Below are 19,414 nucleotides of genomic sequence, written 5' to 3'. Positions count from 1 at the left end.
TGGGGGGAGTGTCCAACAGGAACAAGGGCAAGGACATTGGTTGTGTTGTATAAAAAGGAGGAAAACAATGGGTAAACGGTTACAAAAAAATTTGGCTGTTCTGACGGCGGTTTTGTTAGGCGTCTTAACGAGTGTTTCTACCACCCATACAGCCAACGCGGATGATGGCACTTCAGCATATCCCAATGCACCAGGGGCACGTGCTGCATATGGCGGAGCATATGGAACGGAGCTCTTTCTCGGCGGTAACTATATCGAATTAGGCATTAGCAACTGGGGGGATTTAGGCACTGAAGGCCCAAAACCGAGCCATTTCCGCGGGACCAACGGCAGTTACAGGGTTGGCATGAGTGCTGATTTTGACGGATATGGAAAAGGATACGATCTCCCGATTGATTATTACTTGCCAGGCACTCCAGAAGAACGTTTTGCTGTAGGTTATAAAGTAAACGGAGCGATTTACACAAATTCAAACAGTGCTTTAATGCGATCCAAAAATATGCCGACCACTGTCACGAATGAGTCCAAGATCGAAGAAGGTCTGCTCAAAGCAAATATCGAATCCACTTGGTCCAGCAGGATGAAAGTCTCACAAGTGATCAGTTTTAATGTTAACGACAAATTTTATCGGAATGAAGTAACGCTTACGAATTTAACCGCTCAAACATGGGACAGCGCTCGTTACATGCGCTCTTTTGATCCTGACAATACCGTTTTCGCCGGCAGCAGTTATACTGGTTTTACAACAGTCAATACTGTTACGAAAACCGTTGCTGAGGATGGCAAAGCGGTTGTAAAAGCAGAAGCACAAAGCAATGACCGATACTATCAAATGACTGGATCGAGGGCGCCTTTCTTTTTCTACTCAAACGATCCAGCAGCAAGAGCTTCTATTTTTGGTTTTCTTAATACGAACCCTTATGACCCAAGAGCTTATGATGCACCAACACGAAAGGGACAAAGCATTACAAGCGACATTGCTATCACAATGACTTGGGACTCAGGTCAACTCGCTCCTGGAGAAAGCAAAACATTTACTTATTATTCGAGTTTAGATGAACGCGACTTTGATGATGTAATCAAAGAGATCGAAAAAGATACGACAGCCCCTGTAACAACTGACAATGCGCCGACGGAATGGCAAAATCATGATTTCTCGATTGATTTGACGGCAATCGACGACGAATCCGGCGTTGATCAAACTTATTACGCTGTTGATAACGGGGACCTTCAAACCGGTACATCGGTTTCCATTGATACGGAAGGCGTCCATACAGTGAGCTATTACAGTGTTGATAAAGCGGGGAACCAAGAGGCGGGCCATACGGTGACCGTTAAACTTGATAAAACAGCTCCCGAGACAACGGATAATGCGCCAACAAGCTGGCAAAACCATGATTTCTCCATTGATTTATCAGCAAGCGACGACGAATCTGGGGTAGTTCAAACGTATTACACTATTGACAACGGTGACCTTCAAACCGGTACATCCGTATCGATTCATAGTGAAGGGGTTCATACAGTGAAGTATTACAGTGTCGATCAAGCTGGAAATCAAGAGGCGAGCCATACAATAACCGTAAAACTCGATAAAACGACTCCGACGCTCTCGGTCGATCTCAGTAAAACAATGTTGTGGTCTCCGAATCATAAAATGGTTCCGATTGACGCATCGGTAGATGCCGATGACGAAAGTTCAGGTGTGGCTTCCGTTGTTCTCCGTTCAATTACGAGCAATGAAGCCGATCAAGTCAACAACGGGGACAAAGCAAACGATATCCAGAACGCCGACTTTGGTACGAACGATACAACGTTTGCCTTGCGCGCCGAACGTTTAGGAAAGGGCACAGGTCGAATTTACAAGATTACGTATACCGTTACCGATAAAGCCGGCAACAGCACATCCGTAACGCAAACTGTGGAAGTCCCTCATGATCAGGGAAAGCACGGCAAGTAAGGAAACACAGCAAGTAATGGTAATTGGTGAACATACAAGAGAGCACTTCAAGCGAAGTGCTCTTTTTTTCCGTCTAAGAAAAATAAAGACTTTTTGACTTTGTATTGAAACTTTTAAAGAGGGTAATGTGTCTAATTCCGTAAGGGGGGATTATCGGGTGAAGAAAATTCCTTTTTTAGCCTTTTCTGCATTTCTTTTATTAGGATTATTCGCTTGTTCTAATCAAAACGGACAAGAAAGTAATAATGCGGACCCAAATACTGATTATACCCAAGAACAAAGCAATACTAAAAAGGATGTAAGAGAAGTTGTTTGGGGGCAACTATCTGAACCGCAAAAAGAACGCATTAACGGCACTTGGGAAGACGGTAAGGTATCAACAGTAACTTTAAGAAAGAATATGATGAATCTAGTTAAGGACAAGGCATACGAAGGAAAAGAAGTTTATGCGATTGATTTTCCAACAAACGATAAATCCAGAAGTCCAAATAATATGATTGTTTATGCTGATAAGGATACCTTTAAGTATATCGGTGAGGGTCTAGTAGATTGATAACACTGGAAAACAGCCTTCTAAAAAAAAGAGCCCTTTCGGGTCCCATGATTTTACGAGTTCTGACGATGGATATTTCAAACCGTTTTGCAGCCTTACCATTTAATCCGGCCAACTTTTTTTCTTCGGCAACTTCTACACGTCGCTTCAATAATGCTTTTTACGCCCTCTTTCAGTTTCTCGACAATCGACTTAATCTTTTACCGGATAAGCATAAACGATATATCGTTTCGGCGCATTGCCAATATAGTAAAAGGGGTAACACGTGGTCAATACAAGTTCTTCCCGGTCGGTAGGATGAATGACTTCCTGGTTGTCAGCCATGACGATTGTTGTGTGGTCTACGGTGTAAGTAAAGGATCCGTACGGTAACTTAACCCTAATTTGATCCCCTTTTTTCAATTCCCCTAAATGGGAGAAAACCGTGTCTCGGTGCCCTGATAAAATCACTTGACTCCCTTGTCCCGGAAAAGAGCTTTTCGAGTAATGACCGACACCTTTTTTTAATTGGGGCGTTTCGGTCCCTTGAATGATCGGTAACTTTTTGTCGTTGGGCAGGCTTATCAAGCCTAGCACCTGACCGATTTTAGGAACAAAAGTATCTACTGTCGTTTCGATTTCCGCCTTAGGACGCGGGGAATTTACCATGGTAATCGTTTTTGCCTCTTGCAACGATTTTCCCACGGAAACATGCTGGGTCCAGATTCCGGTGATCCCCAATACGAGAAACACACTCCCTCCTAATAAAAGAAGGAGGGAGAAGATTTTAGTGAACGAGAGCTTGCTTCTCTTCCCCCAAACCATTCAATCACCCTCTAATTTGTTTGATAAAATTTTCATCCATAGTGATAAGACTCTTTGGCATGCTCATCTTTCATTCTTCTCCTTCGGCTTTTCGACCCTTTAAAGCGATCAATAAAATGCCTAAACCCATCATGACTAAACCGATGAACAGTCTGTCATACAAACGAGTGGCTGTATTCGGCAATTCTTTATTTTCCATCTTTCCGATCTCCGTATTCGCAGTTCCTTCGTCTTGAGGTTGCGGAGTATCGATTTCTTTAACCGTTGCTTCTTTCGGCTCATCGGTTTGAGTAGATGAAGGCTGCGAATGCAAAGCATTCATTGCAATGTCGTAACGAATCATGGTGTGTCCAATATGAATAGTCCCGTTTCGAATCCAGCTATCCCCAACTTGAGTATCCGTTTTTAGATCTTGACGACTGTCATAGGTGGTATATCCATCTTTTTCGGAAATGATATAATAATCACCGTTTGCAAAAAGCATCCAGGCATAGTTCCCAACCCCTAGATGACTCTTTAGCACCTCCGTTGTGATTTGCGGATTACGGTTTTGATTTGGCGGAAAGTGATCCAACGTTGGCAGTTCTACCAAAGTGTTGGGTGTGTGACCCTTGTCCCTGTTCAATTGGGTGTCCGCCCAGTAGATCTTCATGGTAACTCCTGGGATAGGATCACCGGTTCTCGAATCTGTGACAATGCCAAACGGATCAATTAATTCATTCACAACGACGATTTGACCGTCCGTCCCAACTGTAATTTCAGAAAGTTTACCTGCCAAACTTTCTCCATTCTTTTCAATACTGAAAACCACTTGATAAGTTTTTCCGGGTTCAAAACCTGTTAATTCATACTTCCCAGCCTGATTAATCTTTGCCTGAATGAGACCATTTGGATCATTTAGTACATGGACAGATAATTTCCCGTCAGGAAACATTTCTTGAGTGGTTTTGATTTGATGATTTCTCGTATTCACGAAAAGTTGTCCGCTCACTTTTCGGTCCGGTTTGTATAGCTCACTTTGTCCCGTCGACTTTACTTCTGCCTGTTGAGTAAAAGTGGAGATGACCTCTTGTCCGTCCACAAGCATTGCTACCTTGATATGAACCGTGTAATCTCCACTGCGAGGGACGGTAATCCTATACTTACCGTTACGATTGGTGACTGCCTTTATTTTTTCACCGTCGACCATAATCCAGACAGTTGCATTTGCAATGGGCTTTCCATTGGCATCCAGAACTTGTCCAACAATGATTGGCGGTTGAAAATGAATGGCTATTTCATCCTTAGCCGATATGCCTCTGACCGGGTCAACTACAATAACTCTGACATGTTTAGTGATGGCTTCCGTTCCAATCATTCGCGGAGAAGTTAAGGTCGCCACTGCTTCGCCATGATGATTCGTTTCCACCATTTCCTTTGACAATGTCCCTACTTCCGCAACAAACTGAACTTCCACGTGAGAAATGGGATTCCCGTTTAAATCATGTAAAACAGCTTTTAAAGTCGCCTGTGATTTTCCATCCCCAACAATGCTTTTCGGATCGGAGGTTAATTGAAGCACAACCGGCCAAACGATTGAAATGGAATGTTCGGATACGCTGCCATCTCCAGCTTTAATACGAATGATCATATCACCCGTTACATCCGTTATTTCAGGATTTTCTACGATTACGCCGTTTTTATTTACCATTTCGATCTTTGTACCTTTTGAAACCATGAGACCTTCTAGAAAATCACTGACTTGGGTTCCGGCTGGAACACCTGTTACATTATTTGCAGCATCGACCTCTCCAAATTTTGTTGAAACAATTTGCTTTTCACTGCTCAACGCCTTTAATACCGTAATCAATCCCGTCGGCGCCGCCACGTTCCCCGCGTTGTCTATGCCCTCCGGCAGCGTCCCGAACGTTCCCGTGTACACATAATCGCCGGCTGTGCTGCCGTCATATTCCGGTGAGGCCTCTGTACTCCAGGTGATGGGAACTGAGATCACACTTCCGTTTTCTAACGTTACCTCCACCGTTGCCCCCAGCGCTGCCTTCGCTTCCGCTTCACTCGTCCCGTTTGCGACGACTTTCTTCACATTCGACACACTCTGAATGCTTACTTTTGCTGGCGCTCCGACGGTCACCGCTCCCGTCGGCGCCGTCACGTTTTCTGCATTATCTATGCCCTCCGGCAGCGTCCCGAACGTTCCCGTGTACACATAATCTCCGGCAGTGTTACCATCATACTCCGGTGAGGCATCTGTACTCCAGGTGATGGGAACTGAGATCACACTTCCGTTTTGTAAAGTAACCTCCACCGTTGTCCCCAGCGCTGCCTTCGCTTCCACTTCACTTGTCCCGTTTGCGACGACTTTCTTCACATTCGACACACTCTGAATGCTTACCGTTTGTGGTGCTTCCACAGTCACCGTACCTGTCGGAGCCGCCACGTTTTCCGCGTTGTCTATTCCCTCCGGCAGCGTTCCGAATGTTCCCGTGTACACATAATCTCCGGCTGTGGTGCCGTCATAATTCGGGGTAGCCTCGGTACTCCAAGTGATGGGAACCGAGATCGCGCTTCCGTTTTCTAAAGTAACCTCCACCGTTGTCCCCAGCGCTGCCTTCGCTTCCGCTTCACTTGTCCCGTTTGCGACGACTTTCTTCACATTTGATACACTCTGAATGCTTACTTTTGCTGGCGCTCCGACGGTCACCGTTCCCGTCGGCGCCGCCACGTTCCCCGCGTTGTCTATGCCCTCCGGCAACGTCCCGAACGTTCCCGTGTACACATAATCTCCGGCTGTGCTGCCGTCATAATTCGGGGTAGCCTCGGTACTCCAAGTAATCGGCACCTCAAGCTTTGTTCCGTTTTCTAAAGTAACCTCCACCGTTATCCCCAGCGCTGCCTTCGCTTCCGCTTCACTCGTCCCATTCGACACTGTGGCTGTCACAGGATCAACATTTGCTATACTGATCTTTGTTGACGTAATCGTAAATGAACTCGTTTCCACCGCCTCGTTGGCATTTCTATCGGAAGCCGTTGCTGTTAAAGTGTAAGTCCCTACAGGTAAACCATCTGCTAAAGCAGCGATCCAATCCCCTTTATTGGGATCCAAAAGATTTTGAGCAGCGGTTACATTTTTTATAAAGGCGGCTTTGCCCTCCGTATTTGTTAAAATCAGTTCAACCGTTGCTGCTTTTTCAGACGTCCCCGATAATAAGGGACTCGTCTCCGATGTGGATGACCCATCGCTTGGTTTGGTTATCGTAACAAATGTTGATGTATCAACGGTTAACGTCTGGTTTGCACTCGCTTCACCAACCGTGACTGTTACTGGATAAGTGCCGTCAGGTAAATATTGATCCAAAGGATATTCCAAAACCCATCTTTCGTTCAATGCCTTTACTTGATAGGTTTCGCTCCCAATTTTTACAGTTATCATCGTTCCATCCGGAGCATTCGTATTCCCTTGAATGGTCGGTTGATTGTCATTCGTCACCAGGGCCGTTCCGTTGTCGATACTGATGGCCGTACTGCTGATCGTGTACGTCGTTTTGGCTGTTGCGCTTCCATAACTGTTTTTCGCAATCACTTTTATTTCATGAGAACCTTCTGCGAATGGCTTTTCAAGCGATATACTCCACGAACCTCCTGCCGCAGGAGTAACAATACCAACAATTACACCATCGATTTGCACCTCGATTTGATCAGCTCCGGTACTGCTGCCCTTAATGTTGGGAATGGCATCTCCAGTGACAGTATCAATACCGACCGTCGGAAAAGAAACTGACGCCGCCGTAGATTGATAGGTTAACTCTTGACTTGTCGTTGCAAGAGTTGTTGTGCCATTGCTGTTGGTGTATTTAGCAACTAACGTATACACCTGTCCATCGACAGGATTAGGCAAAGCGACACTGGTCGACCATGTTCCGTTGTTTGCATTTGCACTTCCTTCAACATCACTCTGGTTCGTGGCATCGGCCTGATTGTGAACGAACAATTGAACCTTGGAACCGTTACTTCCACCGGCGGTTCCGGTTATTATAGGATTCACGCTGTTCGTCGTTGCCGTTGCCCCTCCGTCAATGGTGATTAACCCGTCCGAACCCGTATCAATCGTTATTTCTTGTGTCGCAGTTGCTGTCTCTCCCAAATCCGAGACGGTAACGGTCGCCGTATAAACACCATTTACACCCGAGACGGATTCAGGTAAATCTAAATGCCAATTATTGCTTTCAATGGTTGCCATGTACGTAGTTCCATCAATATCAACCGTGGCCGTTCCGCTTTCCAGTGAAGTCATTCCCGACAACGTAAAACCTGTGGTTGCATTATATTCCTTACTGCCACCGCCATTGATGACGACCGTTAATGGTTGTTGATCCAAAATCCATTCAGACAAGCCGTTAAAACTAACCTTTTCTCCATCACTGCTGTTTGTATCCATCCATTCTTTGTTGATCACGGTCAAATTGGCAGCTTTTGAGGTTCCAAGAAAGAACTGCATCGGTGTTGACAACGTCACTTCAGGGGCGACATCTATTATTCTTTGAATGGGGACTTGAAAGTCCAAAAAGTATTGCCTGTTCTCCGCCTCGGTAATTCTTGTTCCCGGAACTGTGTTCCCCCCATCTGTCGGCGTTATGTAAATAGGCTGAACCTTAGTTCCGTCGGCATTGGCCACATACACATAATCAAAATGCGGAGATTTCCCATCTAATCCAATCGTTGCTTTCGTTACTCCGTTAACAGCTAACTTCATGAGCCATACAGAAGAAAGAAATCCTCCTTTTCGGTCGTATGGATTCCCTTTTAATCTAAATCTCACAAATAAATTTGTGCCGTCTGAGGCTATATACATCGACGGTAAATTTCCGTAACCTTTAGCAACCCCGCTCGTGATATCAACATCGATGGGATGTACGTCAGCACCAGGATCAAAAATTGGCGTCCCGTCCGTTTGCGTATAGGGCGTAAATACCTCTGGCCACGCTGTTGGTGTGTCTCCTAAAGTCGACATCTCCTGTGTATTCGCCCTGGCTAAATAGGTGGGCATCAAAGTCATAGATGTGACGAGAGACACGATGACGATCTTCAATATTTTATTCATTCTTTTGGCCATTGAACTCTCCTTTATCTATACAGGCGTCTGAGATTCATCGACAAAACACACAACAAATTGGAATAAAAATCAAGAAAAGGGAAGAGAGCTGACCCAAAAGAACGAACTTTGGGACAACTCCTTTTATCGCGTTAAGCTTTTTGTTTTCTTCGTTGGAACCATAAGAGCGTCACAGCCAAAAGAATCAACAAGGCACCGAACCCTAGAAAGTTCATTGTATTCGTTGCCGTTTCCGGAAGTTCATTTTCGGTACCGTTTCCCGAGTCAGCACTCGTTTCGTTCGAGCTACTCGACGGTTTATCATTCTTTTCGAAGACCGTATACGTACTAAAGTGATGCGTTTGAGCCGTCACGACTCCGTTGGAGTAGGTGCCGCCAATTAACTCCCATTTCTTAGTTGACGTGTTATAGTACCACACTTTTACATTGTCAGGATTCGTTACTTTCTTCGGGTCTACTTGGAATGTAAGAGTAACGGGTTCGGAAAACTGTGAAATGGTTCCGCTCGCCGTTTTAATCGTAAAGTCATAGGTTGCAGAAAGTGCGCCATCAACAGGCTCAAGTTTGTCAACAGCTACTGTGACGTCCTGGTCATCTCCCAACAGTTGGGTCGGGATGCTGACTGTGGCGTCTCCTTTATTGATTTTGACGGCGATATTTTTCTCTTGCATGTTCTTGATTTGTGCAGCGGTCAATTTCACATTGACTTGATCTTGTGTGTAGTTTTTCAAATCGATCTCTAGTGTCCCCCCTGTTTTCACTGCGTCGATATTTTGATCACCAATCGTTGCCAATTGGCCGCCAACGGCAGGTTTGACAGTGACTTGTGGCTGCGGTTGAATGTCTTCCGCTTTCACATGAAGAGTCTTTGTCACTTTGTTGTCTCTTGCGATTAAATTAAAATACGTGCTGAGTTCGATATCATACGTCTGTCCTTCTTTCAAACCGGTAAATGTATGTTCGGACTCAGCCTTTTTGACTAAATCAATCGTCTTAACCGGTTTCCCGTTCAAAGAAAGTGTGAAAAGATGAGGCATTCCGTCTGATTGGTCTATGGTCCATCCTACCGTAATCGCGTTTTTGGTCACCTTTTTGGTTGTAAAGTGAACCATGCCGTCATGATAGACACGCACATCATTTCCGACCAAAGTCTGAAGATCGTTGTATGCAGCGGATCCTGGGTTGAAGTTCAGTGGGTTGTCGGCGACATTGGCCACTGTCAGATTTGGTATTTGTGTCAATACACTGATATCGGTAATTTTATTTCCTGAGAGATTCAAAGATTGTAGCTTTGTCAAGCTTTTTAAGGGGATGAGATCGCTGATGGATCCGTCTGATATTCCCAGCATCACTAAGTTTTTCGCATACTCTAAACCGGAAAGGTTGGAAATGTCTTTTGTAAAAAGATAATTGACTTTTGCGAGGTCGGTTTTGGTGATATCTTCGCCTTGTTTAAGCTGCAACTGACTACGAATAGCCTGGGCAAGGTTAGCGTCCTTAAAAACCACAACCTCATCTGCTGATTGAGTTGTGACTTCAGTTGTTTGTGTTGGGTCCGTCGATTGCGTTTTGTCTGTTGATTTATCTGTTGTTTGAGCGGAATCTCCTGTCGTGGTTGTATCCCCTGTTGGTTGCGTTGTGTTTTCATCTGTGTTCGTGTCAGCTTTCGGCGATTGAGTGGTAAATCCAAACGATAGGACTAATGCTAAAATAGTGATGAAAACCTGCAGCCTTCTCTTTTTCATAAACAAAACCTCTTTCGTACATTCATTTTGATCATGTTTCATTTTACCTATACGAGTATACCCCCCTATTCGACAAAAAAGATGTAACTAAAGTCATGGTTTCCATCCTTTGTTCCAACAAAAAAAGAGCCGATCGGCTCTTTTCCTTCAACCTTTTACAACTTTCACAGGATCAGCGAATGAGCTTATACCTTTTGCCATTAATGGTTGCTTGGACCCGGTTCTTCACCTGCAGTTTCCCGAATATGTTCACGATATGGTTTTTGATCGTCCCCTCCGATAACTTGAACTTCTCAGCAATCTCCTTATTCGAGAGACCATTGCTCATCAACTGAAGCACTTCCGTTTCCCGTCTTGTCAATGGCTCGATGAGAGGAGAAACCGTTCCGTGAGGATTGGGATTTGTACCTTCACCTTCGGCAAGCACACGCTCCACTGTTTCATCTAACCGTTGTTGCGAAAGCGGCTTCACAATGTAATCATACGCGTACACGGAAAAAGCGGGTAAAGCATAATCCTTGTGTGACGTCACAAAAACGATTTTCATCTCCCAATCATTATCCCTTAACCGCTTCGCGAACTCGAGACCGCTCTCCCCAGGCATATGAATATCTACAAAGACCAAATCGACAGGATGACTATGGATATACGAAAAAGCGGATGCCGTCTCCTGAAAACAGGCTGCCACTTCAACCTGATGAAACTTGCCAAGCATTCTTTTAATGATTAAGTGCATGGCCAACTCGTCATCGACGATTACAGCTTTCATCATTGTGCCTCCTCCCGGTTCATTCTACGGGTTGTCGCCGGTTTTTCTTCGGAAGCGGGAATCGAGAAATAAAAGGTGCTTCCTTGTTCAGGCGTGCTTTCGAACCACAAATCCCCGCCGTTGATTTTGACAAATTCCTTGCATAGCGTTAGCCCGATTCCAATTCCCCGTTCCCCGGCGGTCCCCATCGAAGGTGTTAAATTAAATTTTTGCCCCTTCAGCAAACCGTGGACTTGGTCCGGTCCTATGCCTTTTCCGGTATCTTCGATGGAAACGATGACTTTGTCGCCGTCTTGAACCGCTTTTAACTCGATTCGCCCGCCTTCGTGAGTGAATTTCACCGCATTGGATAAAAGATTTCGGATGATCAAATCGAGCATCTCTTTATCGCCGTAAATCATTATATCGTCCGAGATCTCCGACTGGATGCGAATGCGTTTTCGCTCGCTTTGAATATGTAGTAATTCGATATTCTTCTGAACAACTTCAGTCAAACGCCATACAATTGGGTCGAACATCAGCCCGCCTTGTTGACTCCTGAACCAATCAAGCAGATGCTCGGCAATGGAAAATGTTTTTTGAATTTGCTGTTCCATGGAATGAGCGATTTCCTCATGTTTGTCCCCACAGGTTTCCATTTCCTCTCTCAAAATTTCCATCAAACTGACAAGAATCGAAAGCGGATCTCGAATATCATGGGCGATGACCTTAAACAATTGATCTTTAAAAGCATTCATTTCCCTTAATTGTTTTGCATTGGCGACCAGTTTCTCTTCAGCAAAAACAGCCTCGGTGATGTCGGTCAACAAAACCATCTTTCCAATGCAGTTAGGTTCCTTGCCATAAACCTCCGAGACGTGCATTTGGTAATGTTTGATGTTGTTGTCATGTGAGATTTTGATTTTCTGTCGTAAAGAGGTTCCCTGCGCGATGGCTGCAATTAGTTCCGGGTAAGCGGCAAGTACGTATGTAACGGATTGACCAATAACTTTTCGATCGTTTAAACCCCGAAAGATTTGCTTCGCTGACTTGTTGAAACTTGTGATACTGTTATCCAAATCCAACACGATTACGGCATCTTTCATCGAGTTGAAAACTTTGTTCAACGCGTGCGGAACCAATTTCAACATTTGATATTGATAAATGCCCCACGTAAAGAAAATCCCCGAAAAAAGAAACCCGAAAGGAGAAATATCGATCGGAGATCCTAAAATGCCGCTCAAATAAACCAAAGTGATCACGTACGGACCGGCCGATCCGATCATCATAAAAATGACTTGTTTTTTCATGTAACCGGTCGTTCTTCGATACATTCGACTCAACAACCACATGCCAATGACAACAAGAATGTATGAATAAAGGACATGAAGAAGATAAAAAGGACCTGGAGTCGTCGAAACGAGCGGAAAACCTTCTGACCTCGAAATGGCCATCGTTTTATAAAATAAATGATGCCACCTATTCGTATATTCACTTAGCAATGTAAAGACGGGACCGGCGGCCAGCAACACCAAAATCCATTTTCGCAGCAGTGCGCGATGACCGGTATATTGCAACACCATAATAAACCACATGTATGGACCGATTGAAATTCCAATATATTCAATCCTGAGCCAAAAACGAATTTGGTCCAGGTTGGAGCTGATCAGTTCAAAGGCATAACCGAAAGAATAAAAAGCGCCTGCGCACATTCCGATGCACAAGCTCAGCGCAACCGGAAGTTCCCTTTTCCGCCATGCAAGATAAGCTATGTACAGGAGACAACATGTGATCGCTATCAATAACACAGATAAATACTGGTTATAGCCCATTCGAGTATGAACCTCCGGTTCAACTTTTTTATCATATCCCTTTCCATTTTACTATATTTTTCATATTTTTGAGTATTTTTTGATTTTTTCAATAAAAAAATTCCACCTTGAAAGATGGAAAACAACACAGTTCCTCTTCATCGATTGCGATAAAGGTCGCGGCTTTTGTAGCCGGCGCCAAGAATTTTCTTCATTTCTTCCCGGCGTTTTTGCTTTGTCGCTTCTTGCTTTGCGCTGTATACGTAACGCGCCCAATCTTTCTGATATCCAGGCGTCAACGATTGGTAAAAAGCAAGCAAGTCCGGCGTATCCCGCAAATCTTGCTCGATATCAGCAATTTTTTCGATATAATCGTCGACCCGTTGACTCGTTTTCGTTGAATTCCGTTTCTTCTTTCGATCCTCACGCTTCAACCCTGCAACAGTGAAAACATCGTCCAATCCGACCATGCGAGAGAATTTCAAATCACTTTTTCCGACATATCCTTCTTTATCAGCACCGAGGTGTTTGAATAATTCATCCCTATGTATATACGTTTCATATCGTTTATTGCCTTTCTTCGGATAAGCGAGAAACAGATAACCGTTCGCCTCCAAGTGATCGTTTTCGATGACCCGGTTGACCGTCGCTTTTAACGCCTCCACGTCCAACACAAATGCAAAAATCAAATCGCAGGCATCCTCTGCCAACTCGGTATCATAATTTATTAACCCCGTGAAATAATCCTGATTCTCTGGCATCCCCAGCACGACGACGCGCTTATATTTTTGCAAATTCAACTTCTCCACGAAAGTCTTCGCCATGGAGCACCACCTCCTGGAATAAAATGACCCGGATCCCCCGCAAAACTTTCTACAAGGGGTCCGCCGGGTTTTCACATAGCTCTTGCAACAAACGTTTCAATTGCAAAATGCGGGTGTAAATCGGATGGACTGCCCATTCGTTCGGCTTGATGGACATGTCGCCAAACAAAATTTTTTCAGCCTCAGCGATTTTATCCTTTGCTGTTGATTGCGCGTTTGATGGATCATGCTCTGTCAATTGCGATGCGGTTTTCGCCAAATTTGTGCAAGCAGACGAAAGTTCTTCCGCCGCTGCCGTATCCGGCCGACGCAAGGCGACCGTCAATGCACGAGCATCATTAGCAATCGCAGCGTAAAGCGCCACACGATGGCGCACACGTGAATTTTGTCTTCTCATAATGATACTTGTGAGCGGTTTGACCACAAGCGACAGCTGACGTATGCGGTCATCCAACGTCAAAGTCAATGCATCCAAGTTCACCTGTTTTTCTGGATTCGAAAGTTTCTCGGCAGAAGCCTCCAGCAACTCGCTTAAACCTTTCAACATATTATTGCGTGCGAGCCGAATCGTATCGCGCGTCGATAACGGCACAAAAATAAGCGCCACGATAAAACCTACAAAGGCACCGATGATGGTCTCTTCAAATCTTAACACAAGCAATCCCGGAGAGAACATATGCATGACGCTGTACAATTGCCCAACCATAATCGTAATGAAAAAAATCATGTAAGCATAGGACAACCGGATCAAATAGAACCCGCAAAAAATGCAGGCGACGATCGTAAAGAGCACCCAAAGGATGTGTCCGGCAGTCAGATGTGCCGCATAGATCGCGGCAATCAACCCAACGAGCGTACCAAGTACCCGGTTGAGTCCTTTTAAAAAAGTTTCTGATCTTGTCGCGGTTCCGGTAAACATGACAAATGCGGCAATGACCGCCCAATAATAACGGGTGGGCGACAATTCCCGTCCAAGCCAAATCGCCAACCCGCCGGCAACCGCCACTTGCAGCGCTTGGCGGTTGACGAGACTCATGCGTGCCAACGGATTCCAACCCGCGCCGCGTGCCGAAACTTCGCGTGCGATGGCGGGGGATCCAGACAAATTCCCGAAAAAGAGCCCGACCACCGGTTCAAATTCATCGATCTCTTCTTCACTTGCATCTTTGTCTAAATGACCGGTTCTCAATTGTTCCGACAAATTCATAAATTCCATGACGGCTTCGGAAAATTGCATGACGGCTAAATGAACACTCTTTCCATCCTGTACGTTCGTCACGTTTCCGTTTTGTTTTGCTTCCTGCGAATATTGAATGAAAGCTTCAACCTCCGCTTTAACCGCTGCATCCTCCCGCTGCGCCAAATGTTCAGTAATTTCAGCAGCTCGTCCAATGACCTCGTCATTTTGACTGGCGATCAAAGTGTGCGAACCATCAGCAATCCGATCCAACACGTGTTGGACATCAATTAAAAGCCTACGTAAAGAAGGTCCGGATGTATCTTCCGGTAACGCACCAGGTTCGGCCGTCCATCCTTCGGCCATCAATGCCGCTTCCGAGACCTTAACTTGGGTGGCGTGCAGCTTCCGCTTTAACCGTTGCCGTTGTTTTTCGTCTGAGGCGAGCAAGACGTCGGCACAATCCCGAATCATCGTGCGGGAGCGAGAGCTGAAAGACGAAAGTGTTCGGCGTAAATTTTTTGGCGGATTCGTGCGCATCAATGTTGATGACAACAACAGCACCCACAAGGTCCCTATGATGATTGCCACGATATACATCGGGAGCATGGACAGTTTTGCATGCGTGAAGATCGCAAAAAAATAGCCCATCCAACCCATGAAACCGTAAAAGAAAAAAGGAATGCCGTATTGGCGAACAAACACCGCGGCAAACATAATCACCACGAAAATGACTAGCATGAGATCGGTATTCCCGCTCACGAAAACACCGCATAACAAACCAATGCCGATGGCCACAGGGAAAAAGACGGCGACACGAATCTTCGGCCAAATCCTGGGTCCGTTGAGGGCCATCATCCCCATCATCGTAACAATGGCGCCGAGCAGCATAAAAATAATCGTCCCCATTTTTTCGGCATGAACGAGCGCCGCAAACAGAAACTCAATCAACAATGCGCTCGCGACACCAGTCGCGGCAGAACCTGCCATCTGCAAACGGGTGAGTCCTGGATCCGATGCCACCAAACGATCCCACGCTTCCGTCAACCAACCTGAGATCCAAGTGAACTTATTCAAAGGAGATGTCCATCCAATTGATCTTTCTTCATTCAAACGCCTCCACTCAACTGGGCAGGTCGTCACTATCATCTAAGACGCGTGCCGCATTTAAGCTGTTTTCATATGGTTACTTCCAAGTATAATCCATGTGAAATCTCATTCAAGAATCCTGCACTTACATATAGAAAGCATATCGTTCTATGCAGCTGCTTATTTTTCATAAAATGTAGTGAAAAACCATCGATATTAATAAACATGTAAACGATCAAATCAAGTATCCTTGCCCCAAGATTTACAGCAGCCTTTTGACACGTCCGAGACAATCCATTGTCCATTTTTGTATTGAAATGTTTTTCTTCTCATCCGTCTATTTATTTAGTATAATTATAATCTGAAGGTGATTCTAAATTGAGTGATTGCAAAGGGGAGAATTGCACATGGATCACAACCAGATGCATGACAGTGAAGCTGGAAAATGCCCTGTATCGCACGGAAATAGCCAGGAAGAAAGTGCAGTAACGACGAAGAAAGTCGGGACAACGAATAAACATTGGTGGCCGAACCAACTGAATTTGCACATCCTTCATCAACATGATAAAAAGACGAATCCGATGGATGAAGACTTTAATTATGCGGAAGCATTCAAGAAGCTGGATTATGAGGCATTGAAGCAGGATCTTCGCGAGCTCATGAAGACGAGCCAAGACTGGTGGCCGGCTGATTACGGTCATTATGGACCGCTCTTTATCCGAATGTCGTGGCATTCTGCTGGTACTTACCGAGTCGGTGACGGACGCGGTGGAGGGGCAACCGGTTCACAACGTTTCGCTCCGCTCAACAGCTGGCCGGATAACGCCAACTTGGATAAAGCCCGCAGGTTGTTGTGGCCGATCAAACAAAAATACGGAAACAACATTTCATGGGCGGATCTGCTTGTGCTCGCAGGTAACGTTGCGCTTGAAGACATGGGTTTGCAAACCTTTGGATTCGGCGGCGGACGCGAGGATGTCTGGCATCCTGAAGAAGACGTCTATTGGGGCAATGAAACGGAATGGCTCGGAGATAACCGTCATTCCGGAGATCGCGAGCTGGAAAATCCGTTGGCAGCCGTTCAAATGGGGCTTATTTACGTGAATCCGGAAGGACCGAACGGCGAACCGGACCCGGTTGCCAGCGCAAAAGACATCCGCGAAACCTTCGCTCGGATGGGCATGAACGATTATGAGACCGTCGCGCTGATTGCCGGCGGACACACTTTTGGAAAAGCGCACGGAGCCGGCGATCCTGAAAAAGTCGGACCGGATCCGGAATCCGCAGAAATCGAGGAGATGGGCTTAGGCTGGAAAAGCTCGCACGGCAGCGGCAAAGGCCGCGACACGATCACGAGCGGCGTCGACGGCGCTTGGACCGCTAATCCGACGAAGTGGGACAACGGGTATTTCGATTTGCTGTTCGGCTACGAATGGGAGAAAACGAAAAGCCGATCAGGCGCCAATCAATGGGCACCGGTCAACCCGAAAGAGGAACATCTGGCCCCGGATGCCGAAGATGCCACAATGAAAGTCCCTACTTTTATGACAACCGCCGACATGGCGTTGCGAATGGACCCGGATTATGAAAAAATTTCACGCCATTTCCACGAGCACCCGGATGAATTCGAAGAAGCTTTCGCCCGGGCATGGTTCAAGCTGCTCCATCGCGATATGGGACCGAAATCGCGCTACCTTGGACCAGAAGTGCCGGAAGAAGATTTGATCTGGCAAGATCCGATTCCCGCAGTCGACTATGAGCTGAGTGATGAAGAAATCACAGACTTGAAAAAGAAAATCCTTGATTCGGGCCTCACCGTCAGTGAGCTCGTCAAAACGGCTTGGGCATCTGCCAGCACGTACCGCGGCTCCGATATGCGCGGCGGAGCGAATGGCGCACGCATCCGGCTCGCTCCCCAGAAAGATTGGGAAGCCAACGAGCCTGAACAACTGGCGAAAGTGCTCTCTGTCTATGAAAAAATTCAGGACGAATTGAATAAAAAAGTGAGTTTGGCCGATCTGATTGTACTTGGCGGCAGCGCAGCGGTGGAAAAAGCCGCAAAAGACGCCGGTGTTGACGTGACGGTACCGTTCGCACCGGGACGCGGCGACGCCACGGACGAGATGACCGATGCGGAAAGCTTCGACGTGCTGAAACCGGTATCGGACGGATTCCGCAACTATCAGGAGAAGGAATTCGCGGTCAGCCCAGAGGAATTGTTGGTCGACAAAGCCCAGCTGCTCGGCCTGACCGCACCGGAAATGACGGTGCTGATCGGCGGCATGCGTGTGCTCGGTGCCAACTATAAAGGCATGAAGCACGGGGTATTTACGGATCGCCTCGGTACCCTTACGAATGACTTTTTCGTGAATCTGCTGGACATGGGCATCGAATGGAAGCCGGCCGGCTTTAATCGTTACGAAGGACGCGACCGCAAAACCGGCAAAGTGGTTCGCACCGCCACACGCGTCGATCTCGTCTTCGGTTCCAACTCGATCCTCCGTGCCTATGCAGAAGTGTATGCCCAACACGACAACAAGGAAAAATTCGTGCGCGACTTTGTTAACGCCTGGGTGAAAGTCATGAACGCCGACCGTTTCGACTTGAAATAAAAAAAGCACCTTAAGGTGCTTTTTTTATGTTTATATCAACGACAACAAATAGACGCTGGCTCCGATCACCACTGCACCACTGACTGTCCAAAAGAACTCAAGCGAATCCATCTTGCCCGCTTTTCTTTCCCAGCTTTCGCTGTTTTGCTCTTGGGAAACAGAGCGAGCAAACCCTTCCGACTGATTTTTTAATACTGCTGTGTTATAGATACGTTCCTCCACTTTGCATCCTCCTCTTTTATTACAATAACGTTACAACTATGTTACAACCATTCTCTCACTTTGTAACACATTTGTAAAGAGAATGAGACAAAGTTTTTTTAAAAATCGTCTAAACATTTCTCCATTTAAGCATTGTCAGGTAAAATGAGCCTAAGAAATCATGTTGCAGGAGGCTCCACAATGAACGAAACCGATACCTTAAAAGAATCCTACATGCAGACAAAAAATCGATTGGCGGGTCACGGGGAACGCGATATTCAAGTGTTAAAGAAAGCTTTTCAAAACATGGACGGCGAACTCAAAAGTGATATCTATGGAAAAGGACCTGTGATTGAAGATTTTCAAGCGAAAATCGCGGCATTCCTCGGCAAGGAGACCGCCGTCTTTTTCCCAAGCGGAACGATGGCGCAACAAATTGCTCTGCGCATTTGGTGTGATGAAAAGAACGCAAAAAAAGTCGCTTATCATCCACTCAGCCATTTAGAGATTCACGAGGAAGACGGTTTGAAGGAATTGCATCAAATCGAAACCGTTTTACTTGCTGACAAAAACCGTGTCATCGAACTGGATGATGTTGTGAACATGGGGGATGGAATTGCGTGTCTGTTGCTGGAACTGCCTCAGCGTGAAATCGGCGGCCAATTGCCGAGTTTCGAAACACTCGAGCAAATTTCAAAGCATTGCCGCAATCATGACATTAAGTTGCATCTCGATGGCGCTCGTCTTTTGGAGGTACTGCCTTATTATCAAAAATCCGCCGCA

The 19,414-nt window shown here is 45.9% G+C and carries 12 protein-coding genes; 4 read left to right on the top strand and 8 right to left on the bottom strand.

Features of this window, described 5'->3' with window-relative positions; genetic code table 11:
- The first annotated feature begins 67 nt into the window (after window positions 1-67).
- Both VFK44_09540 and VFK44_09535 read left to right on the top strand, forming a co-directional pair.
- Window positions 68-1,957, top strand: coding sequence for an Ig-like domain repeat protein (locus tag VFK44_09540; GenBank protein ID HET7628616.1), 1,890 nt, complete (start codon window positions 68-70; stop codon window positions 1,955-1,957).
- A 157-nt stretch (window positions 1,958-2,114) separates the two neighbouring features.
- Window positions 2,115-2,510 carry a hypothetical protein gene (locus VFK44_09535; protein HET7628615.1) on the top strand — a complete coding sequence of 132 codons (396 nt, stop codon included), beginning with the start codon at window positions 2,115-2,117 and terminating at the stop codon, window positions 2,508-2,510.
- A gap of 192 nt (window positions 2,511-2,702) precedes the next feature.
- Here VFK44_09535 and VFK44_09530 read toward each other — a convergent pair whose 3' ends face one another.
- The 7 genes from VFK44_09530 to VFK44_09500 form a co-directional block, all read right to left on the bottom strand.
- Window positions 2,703-3,314: a class D sortase gene (locus tag VFK44_09530; protein ID HET7628614.1), complete on the bottom strand. Its 612-nt coding sequence runs from the start codon at window positions 3,312-3,314 to the stop codon at window positions 2,703-2,705.
- A gap of 70 nt (window positions 3,315-3,384) precedes the next feature.
- On the bottom strand, window positions 3,385-8,424 hold the full coding sequence (locus tag VFK44_09525; GenBank protein ID HET7628613.1) for an Ig-like domain-containing protein: 5,040 nt from the start codon (window positions 8,422-8,424) through the stop codon (window positions 3,385-3,387).
- Between the two features lie 131 nt (window positions 8,425-8,555).
- The gene (locus VFK44_09520) at window positions 8,556-10,169 is read right to left on the bottom strand and encodes a leucine-rich repeat domain-containing protein (protein HET7628612.1); all 1,614 of its coding nucleotides are present in this window, start codon (window positions 10,167-10,169) and stop codon (window positions 8,556-8,558) included.
- Window positions 10,170-10,341: 172 nt separating this feature from the next.
- A complete protein-coding gene (locus VFK44_09515) occupies window positions 10,342-10,938 on the bottom strand; it encodes a response regulator transcription factor (GenBank protein HET7628611.1) in 597 nt (198 codons plus the stop codon).
- Window positions 10,938-12,749, bottom strand: coding sequence for a histidine kinase N-terminal 7TM domain-containing protein (locus tag VFK44_09510; protein ID HET7628610.1), 1,812 nt, complete (start codon window positions 12,747-12,749; stop codon window positions 10,938-10,940). The genes VFK44_09515 and VFK44_09510 overlap by 1 nt, the downstream gene beginning before the upstream one ends.
- Before the next feature lie 137 nt (window positions 12,750-12,886).
- A complete protein-coding gene (locus tag VFK44_09505) occupies window positions 12,887-13,552 on the bottom strand; it encodes a YdeI/OmpD-associated family protein (protein HET7628609.1) in 666 nt (221 codons plus the stop codon).
- Between the two features lie 49 nt (window positions 13,553-13,601).
- Window positions 13,602-15,806 (bottom strand): FUSC family protein, encoded by a 2,205-nt coding sequence (locus tag VFK44_09500; GenBank protein ID HET7628608.1) that lies wholly within the window; start codon window positions 15,804-15,806, stop codon window positions 13,602-13,604.
- Window positions 15,807-16,225: 419 nt separating this feature from the next.
- Here VFK44_09500 and katG point away from each other — a divergent pair, with 419 nt between their 5' ends.
- Entirely contained in the window at window positions 16,226-18,430 is a 2,205-nt protein-coding gene (gene katG / locus VFK44_09495) for a catalase/peroxidase HPI (GenBank protein HET7628607.1), read from the top strand.
- A 30-nt stretch (window positions 18,431-18,460) separates the two neighbouring features.
- Here the strand turns inward: katG and VFK44_09490 are convergent, their stop codons facing one another.
- Entirely contained in the window at window positions 18,461-18,652 is a 192-nt protein-coding gene (locus tag VFK44_09490; GenBank protein HET7628606.1) for a hypothetical protein, read from the bottom strand.
- Window positions 18,653-18,832: 180 nt separating this feature from the next.
- On the opposite strand from VFK44_09490, the gene VFK44_09485 reads away from it, so the two are divergent.
- Window positions 18,833-19,414: aminotransferase class I/II-fold pyridoxal phosphate-dependent enzyme (locus tag VFK44_09485; GenBank protein HET7628605.1), on the top strand; the 582-nt coding region annotated here is incomplete at its 3' end.

The sequence above is a fragment of the Bacillales bacterium genome, from assembly GCA_035700025.1.
Lineage (GTDB): Bacteria > Bacillota > Bacilli > Bacillales > DASSOY01 > DASSOY01.
This window is presented reverse-complemented; position numbering and strand designations above follow the sequence as displayed.

What these genes read in the sequence shown, in the direction of transcription:
- VFK44_09540 (HET7628616.1), top strand. Translation starts at nt 68, where the DNA reads ATGGGTAAACGGTTACAAAAAAATTTGGCTGTTCTGACGGCGGTTTTG.
- VFK44_09530 (HET7628614.1), bottom strand. Translation starts at nt 3,314, where the DNA reads ATGGTTTGGGGGAAGAGAAGCAAGCTCTCGTTCACTAAAATCTTCTCC.
- VFK44_09525 (HET7628613.1), bottom strand. Translation starts at nt 8,424, where the DNA reads ATGGCCAAAAGAATGAATAAAATATTGAAGATCGTCATCGTGTCTCTC.
- VFK44_09520 (HET7628612.1), bottom strand. Translation starts at nt 10,169, where the DNA reads ATGAAAAAGAGAAGGCTGCAGGTTTTCATCACTATTTTAGCATTAGTC.
- VFK44_09515 (HET7628611.1), bottom strand. Translation starts at nt 10,938, where the DNA reads ATGAAAGCTGTAATCGTCGATGACGAGTTGGCCATGCACTTAATCATT.
- VFK44_09510 (HET7628610.1), bottom strand. Translation starts at nt 12,749, where the DNA reads ATGGGCTATAACCAGTATTTATCTGTGTTATTGATAGCGATCACATGT.
- VFK44_09505 (HET7628609.1), bottom strand. Translation starts at nt 13,552, where the DNA reads ATGGCGAAGACTTTCGTGGAGAAGTTGAATTTGCAAAAATATAAGCGC.
- katG (HET7628607.1), top strand. Translation starts at nt 16,226, where the DNA reads ATGGATCACAACCAGATGCATGACAGTGAAGCTGGAAAATGCCCTGTA.